Source organism: Woeseia sp. D3-10, assembly GCF_055809415.1.
On record NZ_JBVVTW010000007.1, the window covers coordinates 1722859 to 1743858 of the forward strand.

Annotated in this window: 9 protein-coding genes; 1 reads left to right on the top strand and 8 read right to left on the bottom strand. The window is 57.1% G+C overall.

Features of this window, described 5'->3' with window-relative positions; translation table 11 throughout:
• Positions 1–23: 23 nt before the first annotated feature.
• The 8 genes from AC0L8N_RS08330 to AC0L8N_RS08365 all read right to left on the bottom strand — a co-directional run bounded on the left by AC0L8N_RS08330 (position 24) and on the right by AC0L8N_RS08365 (position 20276).
• Positions 24–1184, bottom strand: coding sequence for a WD40 repeat domain-containing protein (locus AC0L8N_RS08330; protein WP_473667170.1), 1161 nt, complete (start codon positions 1182–1184; stop codon positions 24–26).
• 279 nt (positions 1185–1463) lie between these two features.
• The gene (locus AC0L8N_RS08335) at positions 1464–2987 is read right to left on the bottom strand and encodes a BCCT family transporter (RefSeq protein WP_473670091.1); all 1524 of its coding nucleotides are present in this window, start codon (positions 2985–2987) and stop codon (positions 1464–1466) included.
• A 131-nt stretch (positions 2988–3118) separates the two neighbouring features.
• Positions 3119–5116, bottom strand: coding sequence for a tetratricopeptide repeat-containing sulfotransferase family protein (locus AC0L8N_RS08340; RefSeq protein ID WP_473667171.1), 1998 nt, complete (start codon positions 5114–5116; stop codon positions 3119–3121).
• Positions 5117–5186: 70 nt separating this feature from the next.
• Entirely contained in the window at positions 5187–7751 is a 2565-nt protein-coding gene (locus AC0L8N_RS08345) for a TonB-dependent receptor (RefSeq protein WP_473667172.1), read from the bottom strand.
• A 398-nt stretch (positions 7752–8149) separates the two neighbouring features.
• The gene (locus AC0L8N_RS08350) at positions 8150–8560 is read right to left on the bottom strand and encodes a hypothetical protein (protein ID WP_473667173.1); all 411 of its coding nucleotides are present in this window, start codon (positions 8558–8560) and stop codon (positions 8150–8152) included.
• A 511-nt stretch (positions 8561–9071) separates the two neighbouring features.
• Positions 9072–9311, bottom strand: coding sequence for a hypothetical protein (locus tag AC0L8N_RS08355; RefSeq protein ID WP_473667174.1), 240 nt, complete (start codon positions 9309–9311; stop codon positions 9072–9074).
• Positions 9312–9326: 15 nt separating this feature from the next.
• Complete coding sequence (locus AC0L8N_RS08360) at positions 9327–17435, bottom strand: choice-of-anchor U domain-containing protein (RefSeq protein WP_473667175.1); 8109 nt, start codon at positions 17433–17435, stop codon at positions 9327–9329.
• Between the two features lie 129 nt (positions 17436–17564).
• On the bottom strand, positions 17565–20276 hold the full coding sequence (locus AC0L8N_RS08365) for a tetratricopeptide repeat protein (protein ID WP_473667176.1): 2712 nt from the start codon (positions 20274–20276) through the stop codon (positions 17565–17567).
• Positions 20277–20354: 78 nt separating this feature from the next.
• Here AC0L8N_RS08365 and AC0L8N_RS08370 point away from each other — a divergent pair, with 78 nt between their 5' ends.
• Positions 20355–20948 carry an ECF-type sigma factor gene (locus AC0L8N_RS08370; RefSeq protein WP_473667177.1) on the top strand — a complete coding sequence of 198 codons (594 nt, stop codon included), beginning with the start codon at positions 20355–20357 and terminating at the stop codon, positions 20946–20948.
• Positions 20949–21000: the final 52 nt, after the last annotated feature.

The window sequence follows — 21000 nt, forward strand, 5'->3', positions numbered from 1 at the left end:
CTGTTATTCATCGTACTCTGCCATTAGCATTCCAGTTCAAACACACTGATTCGATCGGGCGAACAAGAAACCAGCAGCTTGCTCGAGTCGTGCGAAAACCGGATCAGCCCGAGGTCATCAGCATCGCGCTCGCCGCCGTCCACTACTACTGTATCAGTCAGACAACCCCGGACCAGATCCGTGATGTGCACCTCGCCAGAGCGCACACAAAGACTGGCCAGATAGCGTGAATCAGGAGAAACGGCAATATGATCAACGCCGCATTCGTGCACCTGCAGTGAGCTGCCCGCATGAGATTGCGATCTAAACAGCTCGCGACCGTCAGTCGCATCGAGGCAACGAACAAACGGTTCGCGCAGGGTATTCCGCTCGGTCACCACCAGTATCCGGGTGCCGTCGGCCGTTACTGCTGGCAGAAGGGCTGAGCGACTGTCCGTTTCCAGCGCGAACAGAGGTTCGCCCGTCTCGAAATCCCAGACCAGGCCGTTGCACGTATCGTTTGCCACTCCCCAACTCTCTTGCTTGCTGGCGGTGAGCAGACGCGGCGACTGCCCCGGCAAGAAGAGCGCAGAACTTATCGCGTCCTGATGACCGACCAGCGTCCGGGCCGCAGAGTATTCGAGGCGCGACTTTCGACTTTGATCGGCCACATCCCACACTGAAACTTCGTTGGCACGGAAAGGGACTTCAACGTTGTGCTCTCGCCACGCTTGCCACGATGCTGCATGCCGCGCGTCCGGCGACAAGCAAAACCGGGCATGCCCGTGTGGCAGGAAATCCAGCGGGTACAGATATCCCTCGTTGAGATCGTACAAGTGGCTATGACCCGACTGCTCAATGTCCGCAATATCAATGCCAGTCGGAACGGTGTTTGTTTGAGCCTTGATCAATACCCCTGGCACGTCACAGAACCAGCAAAGCCCATAATTCACGGTCAACAGCTGGTGATTGCTCAGATCAAAAACACGACTGAAAACACCCCGATGATCAGTCGCTGGCAATAACGCCAGGTAGTAGCGACCGCAAGCGGACAATGTACCGCGCGCCCTTGCCCTGTCCCATTGCCAAGCCGGCGAGACATAGCCGCTGCTCTCCGGATTCAGCCACGGGTTGATATGGGCTTCTTCGAATCCCTTGTAGATGTCCCGACGCCGTGCAATCAGATCGTCATGAACCGTCCACACTGAATTTCCGTCTGCACAGAAACTCGCAGACTGCATTGGGCTCACAAGGCGGTGGTTGAGAATAGTCGTCGTGATCATTTTTATTATTCGACGAGAACCCGCGGCGCGTTCAACGTCGGTCTGACTTTACAGAGTGCACTGTACTCTATACACGATCGCGGTTGAAATTCGCCCGAATCATCTGCCAGGAAGTGTGCCGAGCGAAATTAGACGCTGCTCATACCGCTGCCCGGAACGCCGCTATGCATTGCAATGCGACATCACGCTGGAAGCCCCAGTCTAGTCAGCCCGTTCGCTTACGGCGTTTTCTTCTGCGATCGCGAGCATTGCGTGATCTTCTCGCAAGCCCTTGAACAGACCGGCACACATCAACAACAGCACAACGCAAAATGGCAGGCCTATCGAAACCGTCAAAGCTTGCAGCGACGCCATGCCGCCACCAACCAGCAACGCGATCGCTACCAGCCCCGCCAACAGGCACCAGAACACCCGTTGCTGGACCGGCGCATCGAGCTTGCCGCCGGCCGTGATCGTATCCATAACCAGCGATCCGGAATCCGCAGAGGTAACGAAGAAAATCGTAATCAGAAAGACGCTGAGTGTCGAAACGATCTGCGGAAACGGCAGCCCCTCCAACATCTTGAACAGCGCAAGTTCGGGCACCGCATTCGCAACGCCGGTATAGCCATCGGCAAAATACTGATGCAGTGCCGTGCCACCAAACGTCGACATCCATACGATCCCGATGATAGTTGGAATAATCAGCACCCAGGTGATGAACTCGCGCACGGTACGGCCGCGGCTGACGCGGGCGATGAACATACCGACGAACGGTGACCACGAAATCCACCACGCCCAATAAAACGTCGTCCAGCCGTGCAGGAAGGCATCATCTTCTCGGCCGACCCAGTTACTGAGCCCCGGCAAATATTTCAGGTAATCGACAACCGAACTGCCGATCGTTGCAAAGATGACGGCAGTAGGACCGGCAATCATCACGAATAACAACAGCAGGCCGGCAAGCCCCATGTTGATCTCACTGAGTCGTTTCACGCCTTTGTCGAGACCGGCAACTACCGAAACCAGCGCGATGCTGATGATGATGAGAATCAACACAATTTTCGTCGTCGTTCCCGCAGGCACGTCGAACAAGTAGTTCAGACCTGCCGTGATTTGTTCCGCACCGTAGCCCAGCGATACGGACAGACCGAACAAGGTCGCGAGGACCGCGACGATATCAATGAAATGCCCCAGCCGACCCCACACTGCCTCGCCGAAAAGGGGAAAGAACGCCGATCGCAGGGTCAGCGGCATACCCCGGTTAAAACAGAAAAACGCGAGTGACAAACCGACGATCGCGTAGATTGCCCAAGCATGCAGCCCCCAGTGCAGGATCGCTGCGGACATACCGATGGCGCGTGCAGTCTCCGTGTCCGCGGGGTCAACGCCGAGCGGCGGATTGAGCGTATGTGTAACCGGCTCCAGTACGCCAAAGAACATCAGACCGATGCCCACGCCAGCGGCAAACAGCATGGCCAGCCAACCGGAGTAGCCATACTCCGGGGTCGCATCCGGACCACCGAGACGAATTCGACCGAGCGGAGACGCCGTAATCAGAACGCAGAACAGCACAAACACGTTGGCACTGATAATAAAGAACCAGTCGAATGTGGACGTTACCCAAACGCGCAGATCGGCGAAGACGGCCGTCGCTTGTTCCGTGAACGTCAGAGTGAGGACAACCAGCAACACCGCAAGCGCCGCTGAAATCACGAACACCGGGTTGTGAATATCGAGTCCCATGACCTCGATATTGTGTTCGCCGATTTCGTGGCCGATATCTATGTCATCTGGGTCGTTCACTGTGAATACTGCCTTGTTAGTATGTTGTAGTCGCTGGCTTGTTGCCCGGTCGGTGCAATACGTCTCATTACTTATGCCACGCCGTAACGACCACGGACTGCGGGACCCAAAGCATCTTTCAACGGGTCGAGCCAGGGCTCGTAGTTGCGCCAGTACGCAAGGCCCGACTGGAAAATCGGCTGCCTTACCTGCTCGGAGCTCGGCGTTCTGACCGAACGCGTGTTGCGGTGAAAGTCCACGCAATCCGACTCGAAGTCGAGACCGCAGTAGTCAAGAATTCGCCGCACCTGGGTCTCCAGATCAGCGACAACGTCTTCGTAGTTGACCCGCAAGACCTTGTCGGGAAGTACCGCATCCCAGTGGTCCATGAGTTCAACATAGTCGCGGTAGTACTGGCCCATGTCTGCGAGGTCGTAGGTAAATTCCTGACCTTCCGCAAACAGTTGCTTGTAGCCACTGAAACAACAAGCCATCGGCTCGCGACGCGCATCGATGATTCGCGCATTGGGCAGGATCAGGTGGATTAGCCCAATGTGCCGAAAGTTGTTTGGCATTTTATCGATGAAGAATGGCGCAGACTGCCGATGAATACGGGTGTCTTCGATGTACTGCTGTCCAAATTTCGCGAACTCTTCCGCTGGTAATTCAGTTAGCAGACCCGGATAGCCCGATACGGAACCCTCCCGCCCTCGCCGGCGCAGCGATTGCGACAATGACAGGATGTTCGGTAACTCAAGCGTACCGTCTACTTTCGAGTGTGAAGCGAGAATCTGTTCGAGGAGCGTCGAGCCTGCGCGGGGCAAACCCAGTATGAAAATTGGATCGGGCGCATCATGGCCGCTTATCGGCTGTTGGTCGAAGAACTCTCGAGTGCATACCGCTCGCTGCGCTGCCAGATCTTCGCTCATACGATCAGCGTCGTAGCGGCTCTGGGCCTTCTTAAGCCGATTGCCCTGCGCGTAATGGCGAAAAGACGCTTCGAAGTCGCCCTTGTCTTCGCTCGCCTTGCCGAGGGCGAAGTTCAGGTGAACTCGATCCATATGCCCGAGGTTGGCGCTCGCTTCCTGCTCACGCATGGCAGCGATCTCGTCTTCGGCAAACTCGTAAACCTTGAGATTTGCCAGTGAGTAGTAAGCCTCACCGTGTTGCGGCGCCGCACTGATTGCCGCGCGATAAGACGCCACCGCTGCAGCGTATTCGCCGCGAGTCTTGTACGCATGCCCTTTTGAGGTCAGCGTGATCGGGTCGTTGGGTATCGCGTCCAGCACTTTGTCGAAAAGCTGTAGTGCTTCGTCGTAGTTGCCGGTCTGCATGCACTCAATGGCGTAGATCGATTGAAACTGCGGATTGTCGGGTGACGACGCAAGCAGCTCTCTGGCCTCACTGAGCGCTTGTTCGAATTTTTGCCGTTTACGCAGGGCCTGGATGTAGTCGATGCGTATCCGCAGATTATCCGGTGCCAGCTTGCAGGCGCTTGCCAGCAAGAACTCGGCGTCGTCGAGTACGCCAAGTCGTAGTCCGATGTCGGCCAGCAAACGCATAGCCTCGGTGTCATGCGGAATTTTCCGGAGGTACTGACGACAAAGGCTCTCAGCCTTCAGCAAAGCACCCTGTGCAATCAGATCGATTACGCCGATCAGCGGTCGAGCCAGCCCTTCAATATAATTCAGCTGTACCGCAACCTGTTGCGCGTCGGTCTCACGACCGCTCGCGCTCAGAATTCGATGCTGCTGTTTCCAGCTTGCGGTTAACGCGGGGTTGAAACGGGTCGCACGGCGATAAGCCGTCAACGCATCAGCGTCATTACCCATGTCCCGTAAGGTATGTCCCTCCTCCTGATGCCCCCGACCGTGCTCAGGCGCGGCGGCCCTGAGGTGGCGAAGCGTCGCAAGCGCATCGTCGTAGCGGCGTGACAAACGCTGGCAAACGACTCGCAGGTAAAGGAGTTCAGGATCGTCTCCGAGCGTGATTGACAGACTATCCAGGTCGACCAGTGCGTCGTCGTACTGCCTGGCGACGATTTTGTTCTGCACTGATTGAAGAGACGGAGTGGAAGCCGCTGCTTGCATGCTCTTTACCTGGGGTGGAACACGGCGCCCTGCAGGGCGCCGTTTCTCATTTGGCTTTTGACCGCCGCATTCAGAAATGGAAGTTCGCCCGTATGCCTATGGTCCGAGGTTGCACGTAAGTAACCTGAGTCCGATCGAAGACAAAGTTCCTTGCCACCTCTGCACGCTCGTCGGTCAGATTACTGATGAACAGCTCCGCACCCCAGGACTCGTTCCGTACTCCGGCGGACACTGATGCCATCGCCCAGCTATCAATCTCATCGCGATTGATCGTGACGATATCGCTGTACGATCGCGACGACATACTGATGCTCGGCATGACATGCGCCGTCAGTGTTGAGCCCACGGGCCACTCATAACGCGCCCGCAGTGTGCCCTGGAATTTCGGTGCAAAGGCGAGCTCATCGCCTTTGACCACATCGTTCGTCGGTGTGAGCACTTCCGTAATCTCGGTATCGAGCAACGAGAACGCCGCCGTCACCGTCAAACGATCCGAGAATTCCGGCAACCAGACAACATCGCCTTCAATGCCCAGCACTTCTGCATTCGCGGCATTGTCCGAGAAAAACAGGTTGGTAATACTCGGGTCGAAGATCGTTGTCTGCAGTCGTTCGATATCGACAAAAAACGCCGCCGCGTTTAACTGCAGGGTTCCATCAAGGAAGGTCGATTTGGCGCCAATCTCAAAGTTGGTCACGTCATCGGTGTCGAGCGCATATGGCACGGTAAACGTGCCGGCTGAGTTCTGCGCTCCGCCCGGTCGGTTAAGCAAACCAGCGCGGAAGCCTTCAGAGATCGTTCCGTAGAGCATGTGATCGTTATTCGGCCGCCAGGTGCCCGTCAACTTGAAGATCGTGCCATCAGTCGCTGCTTTGTCGGGTGCGCCTACCGTATTGTTCGGCGCGAACTGAGCCGAGATATTGGTACCGAATGCCTGTGCATCCTCGGTCGCACCAAAGTTAAAGAACGACGAATTGGCACTGCCCTCGAGATCCACCTCTATGTCGTAGAAACGCGCACCAAGGGTAACCGAAAACTGCTCGGTAAAGTCATAGGTCATCTCACCGAAGATGCCCATTTGCTTGTCGGTTCTGAGGACATCGTTGCGGAAGATCACACCGGCGGGAAAGGGACCCGCATCGGAGTAGTAGCCCGGTGACGCATTGCCAACTTCGCCGGTCACCGTGGTATTGGTCAGCGGATAATTCGGACCGAAGCCGGTTGTGACGCCGTCAAACGAAATCGCATTGACCGAATTCAGGTAGGTGAAATCGTTCAGCTCGGTCAGTTCCATGTCCTGATAGAAGCCACCGACCGTGAATCGAAGCGCTTTCGACTGGTCAGTCGTTAAGCGCAGTTCGTGGGTAATCGACTCGACCCTGGTCTGACTGTCAACGAGCAGGTTTGGTGCCTGACAGGTTCCCGTCGGACCGCCGGCACCCGGATAGCTAACGCTACCGTCGCAGATGTAATACGGAAGGTACTGGCCGACAAAGAGGTAGTCGGTGTAGTCGACGACCTGATCGGTATCGCGGTCAGTGAATGCACCGGTATACAGAACCTCAAGCTCGCCGAACAACGCGGTTGCTGTCCATGCCGTGTTCGTAAAAGAATCGTCGATGGTATCCGGGCTGAAGCGTTCGACTTCCAGATCGCCGAGGCCGGGATCAGAAAAGAACACCCCATCGGAGTCAAGATCCTGCGAGGTGTGCGCAAGATCGAAACGCCAGCGATCATTGGGCGCCCAGCGCAAGCTGATCCGACCGCCGGTGTAGGTGGATTCGTTAAAATCCTCTTCAACGAGGTTGTCATTGTTTGCATCAAGAAACGTGACATTGCTGAGATCAGCAGTCGACTGAAATCCGGCGCGATCCGCTGAGACAGTCTCGCCATTTGCGCGCACCGTACCGGCAGGCCTGAAGCGCGCGCTGTCGGCGGCCGTTCGGGTACCGGCAACATTGTCGATCCAGCCACCCTTCGAATCCGTGTAGAACACACCGCGAACTGCGACGGTGTCGCTGAGCGGCAGGTTGAGCATCGCCTCGATGTTGCTCGAATCACCGCCGTCCTGAATGAAGCCGGCACCAACTGAAATGCTGCCGTAGGTATCACCGAATTCCGGCTTGTTAGTAATGAGGCGCACGTTGCCGGCCTGCGAACTGCCACCAAACAGCGTGCCTTGCGGTCCGGACAATACTTCAATGCGTTGCAGATCCGCCGCGTACACGTCGAGGTTGCGGCCAGGCTGTGCGAGCGGCTGCTCATCAAGGTAAAAGGCGACATTCGGTGACAGCCCGGCAACTCCGGCGGTCGTCAGGTTCGGCGTGGTCGATGCGACGCCCCGAATGTAGATGGTGTTTTGGCCGGGACCACTGCCGCCAGCCGTAACGCTGGGCAGTTGCATGACATAGTCTGAAAAGTTGGTGATGCCCAGCTGCTGAAGGTCCTCACCGCCCAGTGCGGAGACCGCAATTGGCACGTCCTGCAACGACTCTTCGACCTTGGTCGCGGTTACTGTGATCTCTTCAATTTTCCGTTTGGGTTTCTGATCTTGCGCTACCGCCGGGGCGGTGCTGAGTGCGGCTGCGATGGCAACTGACACCAATGTACGTCTTGGGTCTAAGCCTAAAGGCATGCGGTGGGCCCTCTCATTGGGGTGTATTCGTGGTCGGTAAGGGCGACAGACCATAACACATCGAGAAATGTTGTTGCCCACGCACCACAAATTTCGCGGAAGATGGGGCCTCAACAAGCCTAAACAGGGCCCTATGTGGCTTGAGTGCCACAAATTATTGGGGGATTACCCAATACTGGCTGTCGCCCGTCATTTCAGGCGATCGCCGGGATAAATCACGGGTTCCGCCTGGCGCCGGCTGCCAGACGCCAGCCGGGGTGTCTGCGGAGGCCACAAGGTCCTGCGCTAGCAGCCCTCAACGCCGGTGGCTTATGCACGGGGACACAGCAAGCTCCGGGACGACATCACCCCACTGGGTAAGCAGCGAGGTGATGCCTTTGCCCGTGGGCAGCCTATGCTCAGTGCTTGCGACGACTGTCGAGAGACAGTGAGTCATCGTCCTGAAATGCCTGCAAGACCAGCGCTGCGGCGAGAACAATCAATGACGGATAGAACAGAACGTTGGTGCCCTCGAGAAACCAGCCCCAGGGATCAATGATCGACTTCCAGACGCCCAGCGCAGTAGCGGCCGCAATGAAGGTTTGTGCGGGATAAGCTATCCGCCGGAACAAACCAATGATCAACAGCACACCCAGCAATACCTGCAGCCCACCGAACACTGTCTGTACTGTCGCATTCGCGCCAATACCCAGATAGAACGCCTCGGACACACGCACACCGTGCTCGACGTTGACCAGTTTATCGATGCCCCAGAGCACCTGTAACCAGCCCATCGAGACGCGCAGAAAAAGAACGGATATTGCTTTCATAATCACTCCATCGGATCGTTTGAGCTGAATCGCACCGTGTCGACAGGAAGATGCCGGCGCAGGATGACCGTCATGAGATCCGTTTCAGCAGTACGCGAGATTAATCAGACCCGACACCTCACGACATTATTACGCAACAAGGGCGTCCGATACGCGAACGCCCTTTGAATAAGCCGATCGGGGCTAGCACCCGGTCATCATGTGCGAGGCCATGGGCTTACGCAGTCCAGCCGGGCCCATCCACTCACTCGCCGATGCGTCCTCTCTCATTCTTCTTCGCTTTCTTCGCCGCCTTTTTCTCTTTTGCCGTCAAGGCCGGCTGCTTTTTGTTCTCTTTGTTGCTCTTCTGTTCTCTGCTCATGACCTTTTCCTCGCGTTAAGCGGAAGACTGCATACCCGCCTCGACGGACAGGCGGTCGTCGCTACATTACAGGAGAACGCGAGGTCCTATACTAATTGCTTTGCGGTTTGCCCAAGGTGTGTTCGCTCGCTCTGCGCAGGCCATCACCGTTCACTGAGTTGCAACGGCACCGCTAACCGGAAACCCGGTCTCAACAACCTCAGCACCGGTCTGCAGATCCGTCAAGGTGACAGCGGTCAGGTCCAGCGTATAGGTAACAGTGCTCGGCGGTGGGGGTGGCGTCACACCACCACCGCCGCCGCCACCCCCACCTCCGCAGGCGGAAAGTACGGCGGCAGAGAAGCCAAGACTCAGGATCAAAAGTGATCGGTTCATGCGTTGGTAAGACATTGTGTTGCCCTCAATTCAAAAGTCGTAACTGACGATGAAGTCGGTCATACCGGCATCCAGTCGATAAGGACTCGCCATGGTGATGGTCAGACTGCCGTCGTTGGCGGAGTAAGTACCGCTGCCAAGCAGGGTGTCAGCCGCGCCGATCGCTCCGTTGCTGTCGGTATCGACCCACAATTTCACGGCCGTAATACCGGTCGCGTCATTGCCGGTGCCTCTTGCCGATAGAGTCAGATCGTCGAGTGTTACGTCCGAGGTATTGCTGTTGAGCTGAAAGCGCAACATGACAACATCCAGCTGCCCGCGGGTTACGTTCTTATCGGGCACGTTCAGTGAGTCAGCAGCCACCGCTGCTGCAACGGCGACCATCGCCGCACCCCCCGGATCGCGGATCACCCTGTTGGCCACTCCGTCAGCGTCATTCGGGCCACCGTCCTGCAGTGTGAGCTGCACACAATAGTCGCCCGCATTCAAACCGGGGACGTAGTCCGCGCTGCCGGGTGCGGGACAAATACCCAGCGCACCCGGAGCAGATGCCACCTGGTTGAACCCATCCGTTACGAAGTCTGTCCAGCCCTCTGCCGCCACGTACTTGCGATAGCTGGCGTCCGCCGGCAGTGCTGCGTTCTGCGGCACCACGACCTGCACCGTGTGACCGGCAGTCGGTAGCCCACTCACTTCGAAGTCGAACAGCCCGGCCGGGTACATGTAGGGGTCATCCGTGCCGTTACCCGCCGCCGCGCCGTCGTTCCCGAAGGCGGCGATGTCCATCATCGACACAACCGCATCCCCGCCGCTGGCAATGGCCACCCGACCAAGAGATAACGTATAACCCGCCGCGGTTTGCAGCAGAGCATTACTGCCCGTGCGCGCCGCCACCTGGTGACTCACGAACACCGGATCGAGATAGTCATCAACCCCGTTGTCGTTGCTGTCACGCAGGCCTTCGTCGACGTCATCCATCCCATCGCCGTCGCTATCGACACCGGCTGTAAGAACCGGCTGCGTCGCCACTACGCGCAGGTAACGATATTGACTCGCAGTCGCCTCCGGATTGGCGTTATCGCTGACAGCGACTTCAACACGGTAGATACCTTCCGTTACTCCGGCCGGGTTGAACGTGAAGGTATCCTGATCGAAGCCTTGTTGCGGAACCAAAGCAGCATCGCTGGCCGTCCAGTCGTAGCTATGGCTGTCAGCCGCGTTCGGATCAGCCGGATCGACACTGACCATCACAGCAGCGCCGTCACGGGTCACGGTTGTAACGCGTTGACCGTTTTGCTCGATAGCAATGGTCGGCATCGGTGGCAAATTGCCATCACGTACGCGAACTTCAAAGCGACCGTTGCCACCGACTATCGCATTGCTCGCCGTACCCAGCGAAAGAACAATGGTCTCTTCACTTTCGTCAATGGCATCTGTCAACGTATTCAGCGCGATCGCCGCAACATCCGCGTTGTCTATCTCAATGTCACCGGACGACAACGTGAAGTCGCTGCCTTCAGTGGCGGTGCCCGTAACCGTGTAGGGCACCACTACCGGGTAGGTCACTGCACTGCCATTCAATGCCAGCAGTATGCTGGCCGTACCGCCTTCGGCCATTAACAGCGTGTCACCCACGAAGTCCACCTGCGGAATGACGTCGACGGTCTGCGTCGCGCTGCCAGTGTTGCCAGCAGCATCCGTAGCGCTCCAGGTGACAACATTTCGGCCCGGACGGAAAGGACTTTGTCGATCCGCGGAGGCCGCTACCGCACCATCAAGTACATCGACAGCCAAAGCGCTGCCCAGGCTCACCGGAGTCCACGGCCCGATCGAATTGACCGTGATCGAGGCAGGTGCGGTGATCTCCGGAGAAACATCGTCGGCGGCTATGTCAGTACCCGCCTCGAACTCGTCGCGGTTGTTGCGTCCATCACCGTCAAGGTCGGCCAGACCGTCACTGCTGTCGTTCGGGTCCAGTCCATTGTCAGTTTCGAAAGCGTCGGCTATGCCATCGCCGTCCGAGTCAGCGGTGTAAAGCGGATTCAGAGGAAATGCATCATCGACATCGGGAACCGCGTCGTTATCGTCATCCGCATCACACAGGTCGCCGTCAAGATCACCGTCGGTGTCGGTGAGGTCCGTTGAGTTTATGGTCGGGCAGTTATCTGCCGCATTGGCAAGACCGTCACCGTCGATGTCGTCATCGCAACTGTCGCCTGTGCCGTCACCGTCAATGTCGCTCTGATCAGTATTGGCATTCAACGGGCAGTTATCGAAGGCGAGGCCCACGCCGTCATCGTCCTCGTCGTCCGTCGGGTCGAGGCTTTCAAACGCGTGGTAATAAGGTTGCACGTAACCACCATCGGGAGAGGGGTTCTGTGCGGTCACTACATCACTGGCGGCACCGGCAACGTCATCAACACCATCACCGTCAATATCGCCGGCGATGATGATCTTGTGTCCCAGCAGATCGTAGGATGTTGTGCCGTTCTCCAGCTGCTCGTTGACGAAACCCGCTGGACTGCCGCGCAGGATACGTACTTGCCCTTCATCCAGCGGTCCGGCGCGGTTGGCACCTATGGCTATGTCGGCGTAATTGTCGCGATCGAGGTGTGCCACGGCGAGCGAGACACCCAACTGGTCGCCATGCGTGCCGTTCCCCGGTGCTGAGACCGGGTCTCCCTCGATCGTTTGGATCGGTGCGGTGTTGCTGTCTGTCAGGTACGCAGTCGCGCTGCCGTATAGATTCACAAAGCCACCACCGGTATAGGCACCGACAACCAGGTCATCGATACCGTCACCCGTCACATCGCCAGTCGCAATCGCGTTACCGAAGCGTCCCTGCCCTGCAGGCGGGTTCAAGGTAAACGACGGCACAAGCCCGGTGGCCGCCAGCCAGTTATTGTCCGCGGCAAGATAGCCTGTGAGCGTGTTGTTGGCAGAGTCGGCCAGAACAAGATCGGTATCGTCATCGCCGTCCAGATCACCGAACGTTAGTCCGCTGAAATTGCCACTACCTGCCGAAAGAATCTCGGGAGCTGAATCGAGCCCGCCATTGCTCGACGGGTAGTAATCGATTTGCGTATCACCGGAATCAAGAGAGTTGATGATCAGATCATCCAGACCATCATTATCGAGATCTCCGTTGCTGAGACTGATTCGCGTCGTTGTCGCCGAAAATTGCAGCGCCAGGTCGGCAAGCTCAAGAATCTCTCCGTTGTTCCAATGGATATAGACAGTGGTATTCGCCGCGATAGCGACATCCGGCAGTCCGTTGGCATCCCAGTCGCCAACGGCCACTGACCGGCCGAACGGTGTATCCACGTTCGGCGCACGCAATTGTTGCAGAGCCGGACTGGCGCCGTTTGCCGTACCCCAGGCAATGAACACAGCACCCTCGCCTTCCAGATCAGCTGGCTGGTAACTGCTGGCACCGATCAGCAGATCGGCGAAGCCGTCATCGTTAAGATCACCGCCCGCCATAGCCAGTCCGAAGTTGTCCACGCCGTCGTAGTTCTCAATCTCCAGACGGTTACCCGCTGATGAAAACTCGCGATCGGCACGGTTGGGGAAACTGCCGTTGATGAACTCTTGCAGGAGTGTGAACCCGTCGCCGTCGACATCGGCATTCACATCATCGGCCTGCATGGGGTCATAGCCGAAGTCGGATTCCCACTGATCGGCAAGTCCATCGCCATCGGTATCGGTGTCGTAGCGCGGGTCATCGACGAAAGCATCGAGCGCATCGATAGTCCCGTCACCGTCCGTATCGGCAACAGAAACACTCAGGCTTGCGCTGTTCTCACTGTAAAGTTTGGGGCCGTTGTCGACGATGTCGACGAGCAGGCTGTAACTGGCCTGTTGTGCTGCCGCAGCCAGAGGTATTTGCCCGCCCAGCACCACGTCGGTCGCCGTACCGGGCGCCATATCCCCAAGGTTGCAGATGATGCGTGAGCTGCCGGTACAGCGAACATCGGTCACAGCTATCGACAAGCCTTCCGGCACATCGAATGCTATGGAAACGTCGCCGGCCGTCAGACCGGCCCAACTGGATGGCTCCAGATTCTCCACCCGGAACACGAGTGGGAACGGCAGGTCCGGCGACACATCCGTCGCAGGCTCGCTCAAGGCAATACCGACGGCGGTGACGTCAACGACATCCACCGTTGCAGAGTACTGAATTGGCAACAGGTTTTCTGCCGGGTCGTGATTCATTACCACGGTGACCGTATGCGCGCCGCGTGTATCGTAGTCATGACTGCCCAGCAGCAAACCGCTGCCACGGCCATAGTCGATCTGCGGTCTGATCTCGCGACCATTGAGATCTTCCTGCCCGGAGTTGACCCAATTGCCGGCCTCGGTTGCGATAACACCGTCGCCCCAGTCGAGACTGACGATGCTCGCCTGCTGGTCCGGCAGATTATCCGGATCGGAGACGTCGGCTTTAAGTATCGACGGAAAGCCGCGCGCTGCGCGTGGATCCTCGTCGAATTCAACGACTACCGGGTCAGCAACGGCTGTAACCGTGAGATCAACCAGCGCGTCGTTAGCGGAATAATCGGCACCGTCGTAGACGCGAAAACTAAAGCTGTCGTCGCCATTGAAATCCTGTGCTGGCGTGTACAGCAACACTGTTGAGTTGTCCTGCACCAGGGCGGGATCCGCGACGACCTGAGTGCCATTCTGCACATCGTCGATTATCTCGAAAGTGTGTGTGTCCAAACCGTTTTGGACGTCGCTGACAAAACCGTCGGGATCTGTCGCGCTCAGGCGAATGTAGATCGAGGTATCTTCATCCAGAACACAAGGCACCTGGGTATCAAGGTCGGCGGTTGCAAAGCACTGTGAACGCAGATTCTCAGGGGGCCGATATGCTCGCGACACGGTGACATCGACGGATGCCGGCTCACTTTCATCAATGCCATCGTCAACGCTGTAGGTGAAGCTGTCGTTGCCCTGAAAGTTGACGTCTGAAACGTAGCGCACCGATACGCTGCTGTCCGTTACATCGCGAAACGGAACAGTCTTGAAAACGTGAACGAAGTAGTCGCCGTTGGCCGCTTCCGGCTCCATGACGAAGAACGAACTTGAGTTAACAGAAAGCCACTGTGGCTCACCCATGTTGCCGAGCACAAAGCCGGGGTCCTCACCCTGGTTGATACCGGTGCCCGTCGAGTTGGCTACTCCGGCGAAAGTACCGTCCTGGCCGAATCGCTGAACGCGCGAGTTGCCGGTATCGGCCACGTAGAGAATATTTTTCGGATCGATCTCGATACTGACCGGCGCATCGAACTGGCCGAGTCCGCTACCCGCTGTGTTGGCGGCACGAACACACTTTGCATCGGCGCAGGAGTAACCGCGGGAAGTCCCAGTGTCCACATCGCAGGCATTGTAGGGGACGCCGTTTGGCGTGCCGTCGATTGTCTTGTTGGCGGTACAACTGCCCATCCAGCCGACGTACTCGCCGAAGTTCCAGCCGCCAGCATCGTTTGCGATTGTCGGCTGCCATTTGTGAATCAGATTTTTTCTGATGTCCAACACGTAGACATTGCCTTCGCGATCGATAGCAATGTCATCGCCTATGGATCTGGACATCTGACCAAAGGGGCCGCCTGGCAATTCATCGATCTGGCTGACGTCCAGTTGCCCCACGGGGGCTACGTTGTTACCAAGCTCGATCAGCTGACCCTTGTCACGCACATTTATCGCATCGCGTATCACTTCAAACAGCAGGTTTGTATTACTGTCAGAACCGATATCACGCAGGCCCTCGTCCATGATCGCTTCGGTTTCGTTGTAACTGACTGTGCCGTGGTACTGGACGTCCTCGAGATTGCTGTCGTAACTGTAGTGAATCGCGGTGCGGCCGAAGAAGCTCAGTATCGGCGACCACTCAACCCACAGGCGATCGTCGTGATCAACCGAAAACCGCTGGCTCGCCGGCCAAAGGTTATCGTTGAGATGAGCATCATTATCTGCAGGGTCGTCGGTGACATAGAGCGGAGTTGTTGCTACCAGCTCGCCGGCTTCCGTCCACTTCGAGAGTCGTGGAATTGGATACAGAGCACCGTGAACATCGCCGTTTCTCTTGGGCGTTTCTCCACAGACGTAGTACTTGTCACTTATGTAGTAGTTACCGTCGTCATCGACGTGCACATAGCCTGGCTCGTACACCATATTGACCGGGATAACGCCGCCGAATTCGGTGTCCTCCAGCGAACCCGGCGCCGCGTTGCAAATGTTGTCGTTCAGAAACGTACCGTGTGTCGAAGGATCCGCGAGACGAAACGCATCCGCCAGATGCCGGAGCGGGCTAACCCGGGTGAGATTATCGCCCTCTTCGCGCTCACCAACCGGTGTCAGCCGAAAGTCCTCGATAAAGTAGGGGTACAGCGGCGCCTCAAACTGGCCATTCGGGGGCTGGTTTTCAATTTTGAATTTCAGCGGATCAACGCGACCGTCAATCAGGTCGGTATCGACACCTTGCAGGACAATATCAACGGGCTGGGCCGTCAACGTGCTGGCTGACGAGGGTGAAGCTGACGGTGCAGTATTAGTGCCGGGTCGCTTGAGAGTAATGGTTTGCACAAACTTCGACTGGTCATTCGCATTCGCAAACGCCGAATTGCCGCTCGCGTCAGTCGCATCCCAGGTAACGTCATAGCGAACACCATCGGCATCTGCTGGCGGGCCGGGCAGAAAAGCGGGGGCATCGTTAGTAACCGTCGGGCTGGGATCGGCCAGATCAACAACGCGCGGCCGGCCCAGCGGAAACGTGCCGACAGTGAGATCAATGCCATCCTCGTCATAGCGTGCAAAGCCCTCAGGGGCCACGAGGATCGGTGACTGGGTATCCTCCACGCGAATGTTCTGGATAAGGCGCGTCACCAAACTGTCACCCTCAAGTTCCTGGTTCGCGGCAATCGCCTGTTCAGCACGGTACGGGCCGCCATCAACTTCGCGAATTTCCCATTGCAGCTCTTCCGGCCCGCCAATGGGAAAGAGGCGCGCCGAGGTCGACAACGGCAAAGCCTCGAACTGTTCGCCGCACGCATCAACCGGTGCAAAATAGCTGCGCAACTCCTCCTCAACGCGGCCAAGTCGAACACCACCGAAGTCAGTTGCCTCCAGTACAATATCCTGAGACTGAATGAATCCTGCGCCGGTTACGGTATCCCGCAAATACGGGACGCTGGTATCCCAGACAACTAGCGACTGCTCAGCGCGATTCGACGCCGTATCAAAACTCGTTGCTTCGTACCACGCCGCGCCTTGCGCAACACCGCTGACATCCACCGCGATCAAGCCCAAGTCGGCGGCATACAGAGCACCTTTGGCGGCGTACACAGAAAATGGCTTGGCGGTCCCTTTGGCTGCCGCGGCGACCGCCTTCTTGGAAGCGTAGTGTTCGGCGGCAATGCCGGCCAGGATAAGCGCGCTGGGTACGCCAACATCGAGCACCGCGTTCATCTGTGTCGTCGCTTCCCAGCTGACCGTGTGTCGCCCCGCTGGAAACTCCGGGCGTTGTTGCAGATTTTTTTGTTCGTCGTTGGTGTAGTCCCGGTAACCCGCAGCACCAAGGTAAGGATTGCTTGCGCGAACCCGTACATCCGCACCGGTGTGATAGACCGCCGGATGACCAAGATCAGCGAACACCTTGTCCAGCGGATCGAACGGCACAAAGAAAAGGCTCGCGAAACCATCTTCGATACCGCGAGCATAGTCATCGTCGAGAATATTCTGACCCGGGCGCACGGTCTTGCTGAACTGGAATACACAAGCAGCGCCGGACAGGTCACCCGTTCGGGCTGAATTCGGCGAACGCTCGAGTGCACTGGGTATCACGAAGATCGGCGGCGTGTTTTTGAGTCCGACATCGGTCGCCAGGGCCGCAACTTCAAAGCCAGTACCAAACCAGCCGGGTGCGGCGATACCCGCAATCATGCTGCCGATGTGTGCGCCCATCAGGGCGCCCTGCGTGGCGGCGATGGCGTTGTTGTTGTCAGGCGTCGCATCGAACGGCGAAGCCAGGACCGGGTGGCCCGCAAGCAGGCAACAGAGCAGCCCGGCAGAGGTCGCCTTCAGTCGGTTTGCGTTCGAATGAACCGGGTACGGTACCTTGTTGTCGGGATTGTTCATCGGCCTGCCTCTTGTTCTGGCTATTCGCAGCCACAGCAACTCTGCGAATTTGTGGTTTCTTACCCAGACAAGCGACACACAGGCGGTATTTTCCAGAAAAATCCTAACTATCTGATAGCAATAACCTTTCTATCTGTCGATAGCCTCTGCGGCAGCACGGGAACCCGCCTCTTTTGCCCTCCACACGGCTTCGTCGGCCTCGTTGCCGCGGGCTTTGAACAGCTCGGCAAGGTTGAATGCCGCCAACGCCACTCCGGCATGGCTTTCGCCGTGCGCTTCAAGAAACGAGGTATACGCATCCAGCAGGGATTGCTCCGCTTCGTCGAATTCGCCGAGGCCTGTCAACGCGGCACCGAGGATGTTCTTTGTTTCCGAAATCAGTCGATGTGTTTCGTCAAAGTGCTCGCGCCGCAATTCCAGTGTTTGGCGTGCCAGATCAGCACTTTCGGTATAGCGGCCCATCGCCAGATAGGTGTTGGCCATACCACCTAAGGGAAAGCTGCGGTTCGGGTGCCGTGCGGGCAGCTCGGCGGCGTCCTGCATATCGAGGGACAACTGATAGTATTCCAGCGCTTCCTCGAACTTGTCCTGTTGCTTCAGGGTTACCGCGAAATTGTTGTACAGCGCGCCGAAGCTCGGGTGCGGACCGTTGTGCAATTTCTCAAGGAGATCAAGAGACTTCCGATAAGCGTCCAGTGCGCGATCATGTTCGCCCATGGAATCGAGCAACTGCGCATAGCTGTTCCAGGTGTGCGCGACCTCCGCGTGATTCTCGCCGAGCATACGAACACGCTCGGCAATCACCTCCTTGTACAACCGTTCCGCTTCCTCAAATCGACGCGTGTCTCGGTACAAACCCGCCAACTGTCGCTTTGTGTCCGACATTTCCGGGTGTGCAGCACCGTAAACCCGTTGTTGCATGCTCAACGCATCAGCCAGCAGCGGCTCGGCTTCATCGGTACGTCCGAGGATGCGATAGAAACCACCGAGCTTGGTCATCATTTCCGCAACAGCTGCATCATCTCCATGGAAAATCTCTCGAGCCAGATCCAGCGCATCAGCGTGCAACTCTTCAGCGGCCTCAAAATTGCCGCGACTTTCTTCCATGAAGGCCTGCATACTAATCGCTTCGACTACATCGAAATTCTGGCGTCCGTACAGCCTCTCACGAATTTCACGTCCCTCAATTAACAGCGCCGCCGACTCGTCGAACTGACCCAGATCCTGGGCGACCAGGCCGAGAGTCAGCTTCGACGTCGCGACCTCCGGATGCTCCGTGCCGTACAAGGCCTCGGCACGCTGCAAAGTTGCGTTGGCATGTTTGGATGCGTTCTCCCAGTCGCCCAGGCTGTAGTAAACGTTTGCCAATACCCTCATCATCGTAATCTGGGTTTCGGGCTGATCAGCCAGATCAAACTCAACTCGACGTGCACCTTCTTCCAGAAGATCACGAGCACTGACGGCCTCGCCGAGAGACTCTTCAGGATCAGATACTTCAAATATCTGTTGCATGAAACCGCTGACCGCTTCGGCCTTTTGCCGTTCGGCTTCGGCAAGGTCGCGTTCCTCGGCGATCCGGCTGAACGACAGCGCCGTTGCCGTTATCGCGACGGCTACAGCGACCGTCGCTGCGGTAACCGTGACTCGATTACGGCGCATGAATTTCGATCCGCGATAAAACACGCTGTCTGGCCGAGCCATCACCGGCCGGTGCTGCAGGTACAGGCGGATGTCTTCAGCAAACTCGCGGATCGTCACGTAACGGCGTTCCGGCTCCTTCTGCATGGCCTTTAATACAATGGTGTCCAGATCGCCGCCGATCTGACGGACCAGCTCGGCAACGCGCAAGCGGCGCGCTTCGGCAATGGTGTTCGGATCGATACCGTCGGTGGATTGTGTCAGGCGTGTGCTCGGCCGCGACGGGTCCGTATCGCAGATGACGCGTTCAATCTCGGCGGCACTGGCAGTATTGACCTCATAGGGAAACACGCCGCTCAGCAGTTCGTAGAGCAAGGTGCCAAGACTGTAGATATCCGTCGCCGTTGTAACGTTGTCACCACGTACCTGTTCAGGACTGGCGTGACGCGGCGTCATCAATCGCGCGCTCGCCACCGTCATGACCATGGTTTGCTTTAGCAGATCAGCGTCGAGCAACTTGGCAATACCAAAATCCAGCAGTTTCGGCTCGCCATCTTTGCCGACCAGAATATTGTTGGGCTTGATATCTCGATGCACGATCAGGTTGCGGTGCGCGTGTTGTACGGCCGCACAGACTTTGAGGAACAGCTTGAGTCGCTCCGCAATGCCCAGCCTTTGTTGATCGCAGTATTCGGTTATCGAGACCCCATCGACGTACTCCATAACCAGATAAGGCGCACCGGCCGACGTCTCACCGCCGTCAATCAACCGGGCAATATTGGGGTGTTCCAGGCTTGCGAGTATTTGTCGTTCCGCGCGAAACCGACGAACCAGCTCATCGCTGGGACGGCGGCCACCGACTACTTTGATCGCAACTTTCTGTTCGAATGCACCATCAGACCGATGCGCCAGGAAGACATCGCCCATGCCGCCTTCACCGATCAGGGCCTCGATTTCGTAGTGGTCAATGTGGGTATTTCGCACACCGTCGGACAGGTCAGCGGCCGCAGCACCAATGACATCAGCAACCACTCCCTGCGTATCAACAGCGTCAAGCAGACTTTGCACGGCAGTGCGCAACGTGCTGTCGTCAGCAGAAACACGTTCGAGATAGGCCGCTCTTTCCACCGGTGGTTGCTGCATCACTTCCGCAAACAGCGATTTAACCAGCGACCAGTCCGCTTGTTGGTTATTTTTGTCCACCTGCGGTTTCCTTGCTGCAAAAACGTACGCTGAAATCTCGTATGCTAACCGCAGTATGCCGCAAAACGTGACGCGCGCATGGTGCGCCACGGTACCTTGCTTTATTCTGCAGACATAATGCATGCCCCTGACGAATTTATCGGCCTGCTTCAGGCTTCAAGTGATGGCGATGAGCAAGCGCTCGATCGCCTGTCACCATTTGTCTACCAGGAGTTACGGCGCCTGGCCCAGAAATACATGTCCGGTGAAAATGCCCGGCACACCCTGCAAGCGACGGCACTCGTCAACGAAGCTTTGATTCGGCTTGTTGATGGCAATATAGATATCAAGAACCGTAAACATTTCTTTGTAGTATCAGCACGCATGATGCGCCGGGTACTGGTCGATCATGCACGTGGCAAGAACCGTGAAAAACGTGGCCGTGGTGCGCTGGCAATTACGTTCGTTGACGATGTGCAAGCTGCAAACGACAGCGAACTTCCGATTCTGATGCTTGATGAAGCGCTATCGAAACTCGCAAAGAATGACGAACGCATGGCGCACGCAGTGGAGCTGATTTACTTCGGCGGCATGTCGATGGACGATGCTGCCGAGGTGCTTGGGGTGTCGTCAAGCACGGTCTATGAAGAAATTCGGTTTGCGCGGGCCTGGTTGAAACAGGCAATAACTTGAAAAATTCTGAGAAAATCTGCAGGAATCAAGCGTTGTTGGCAGTAGCCTTAAA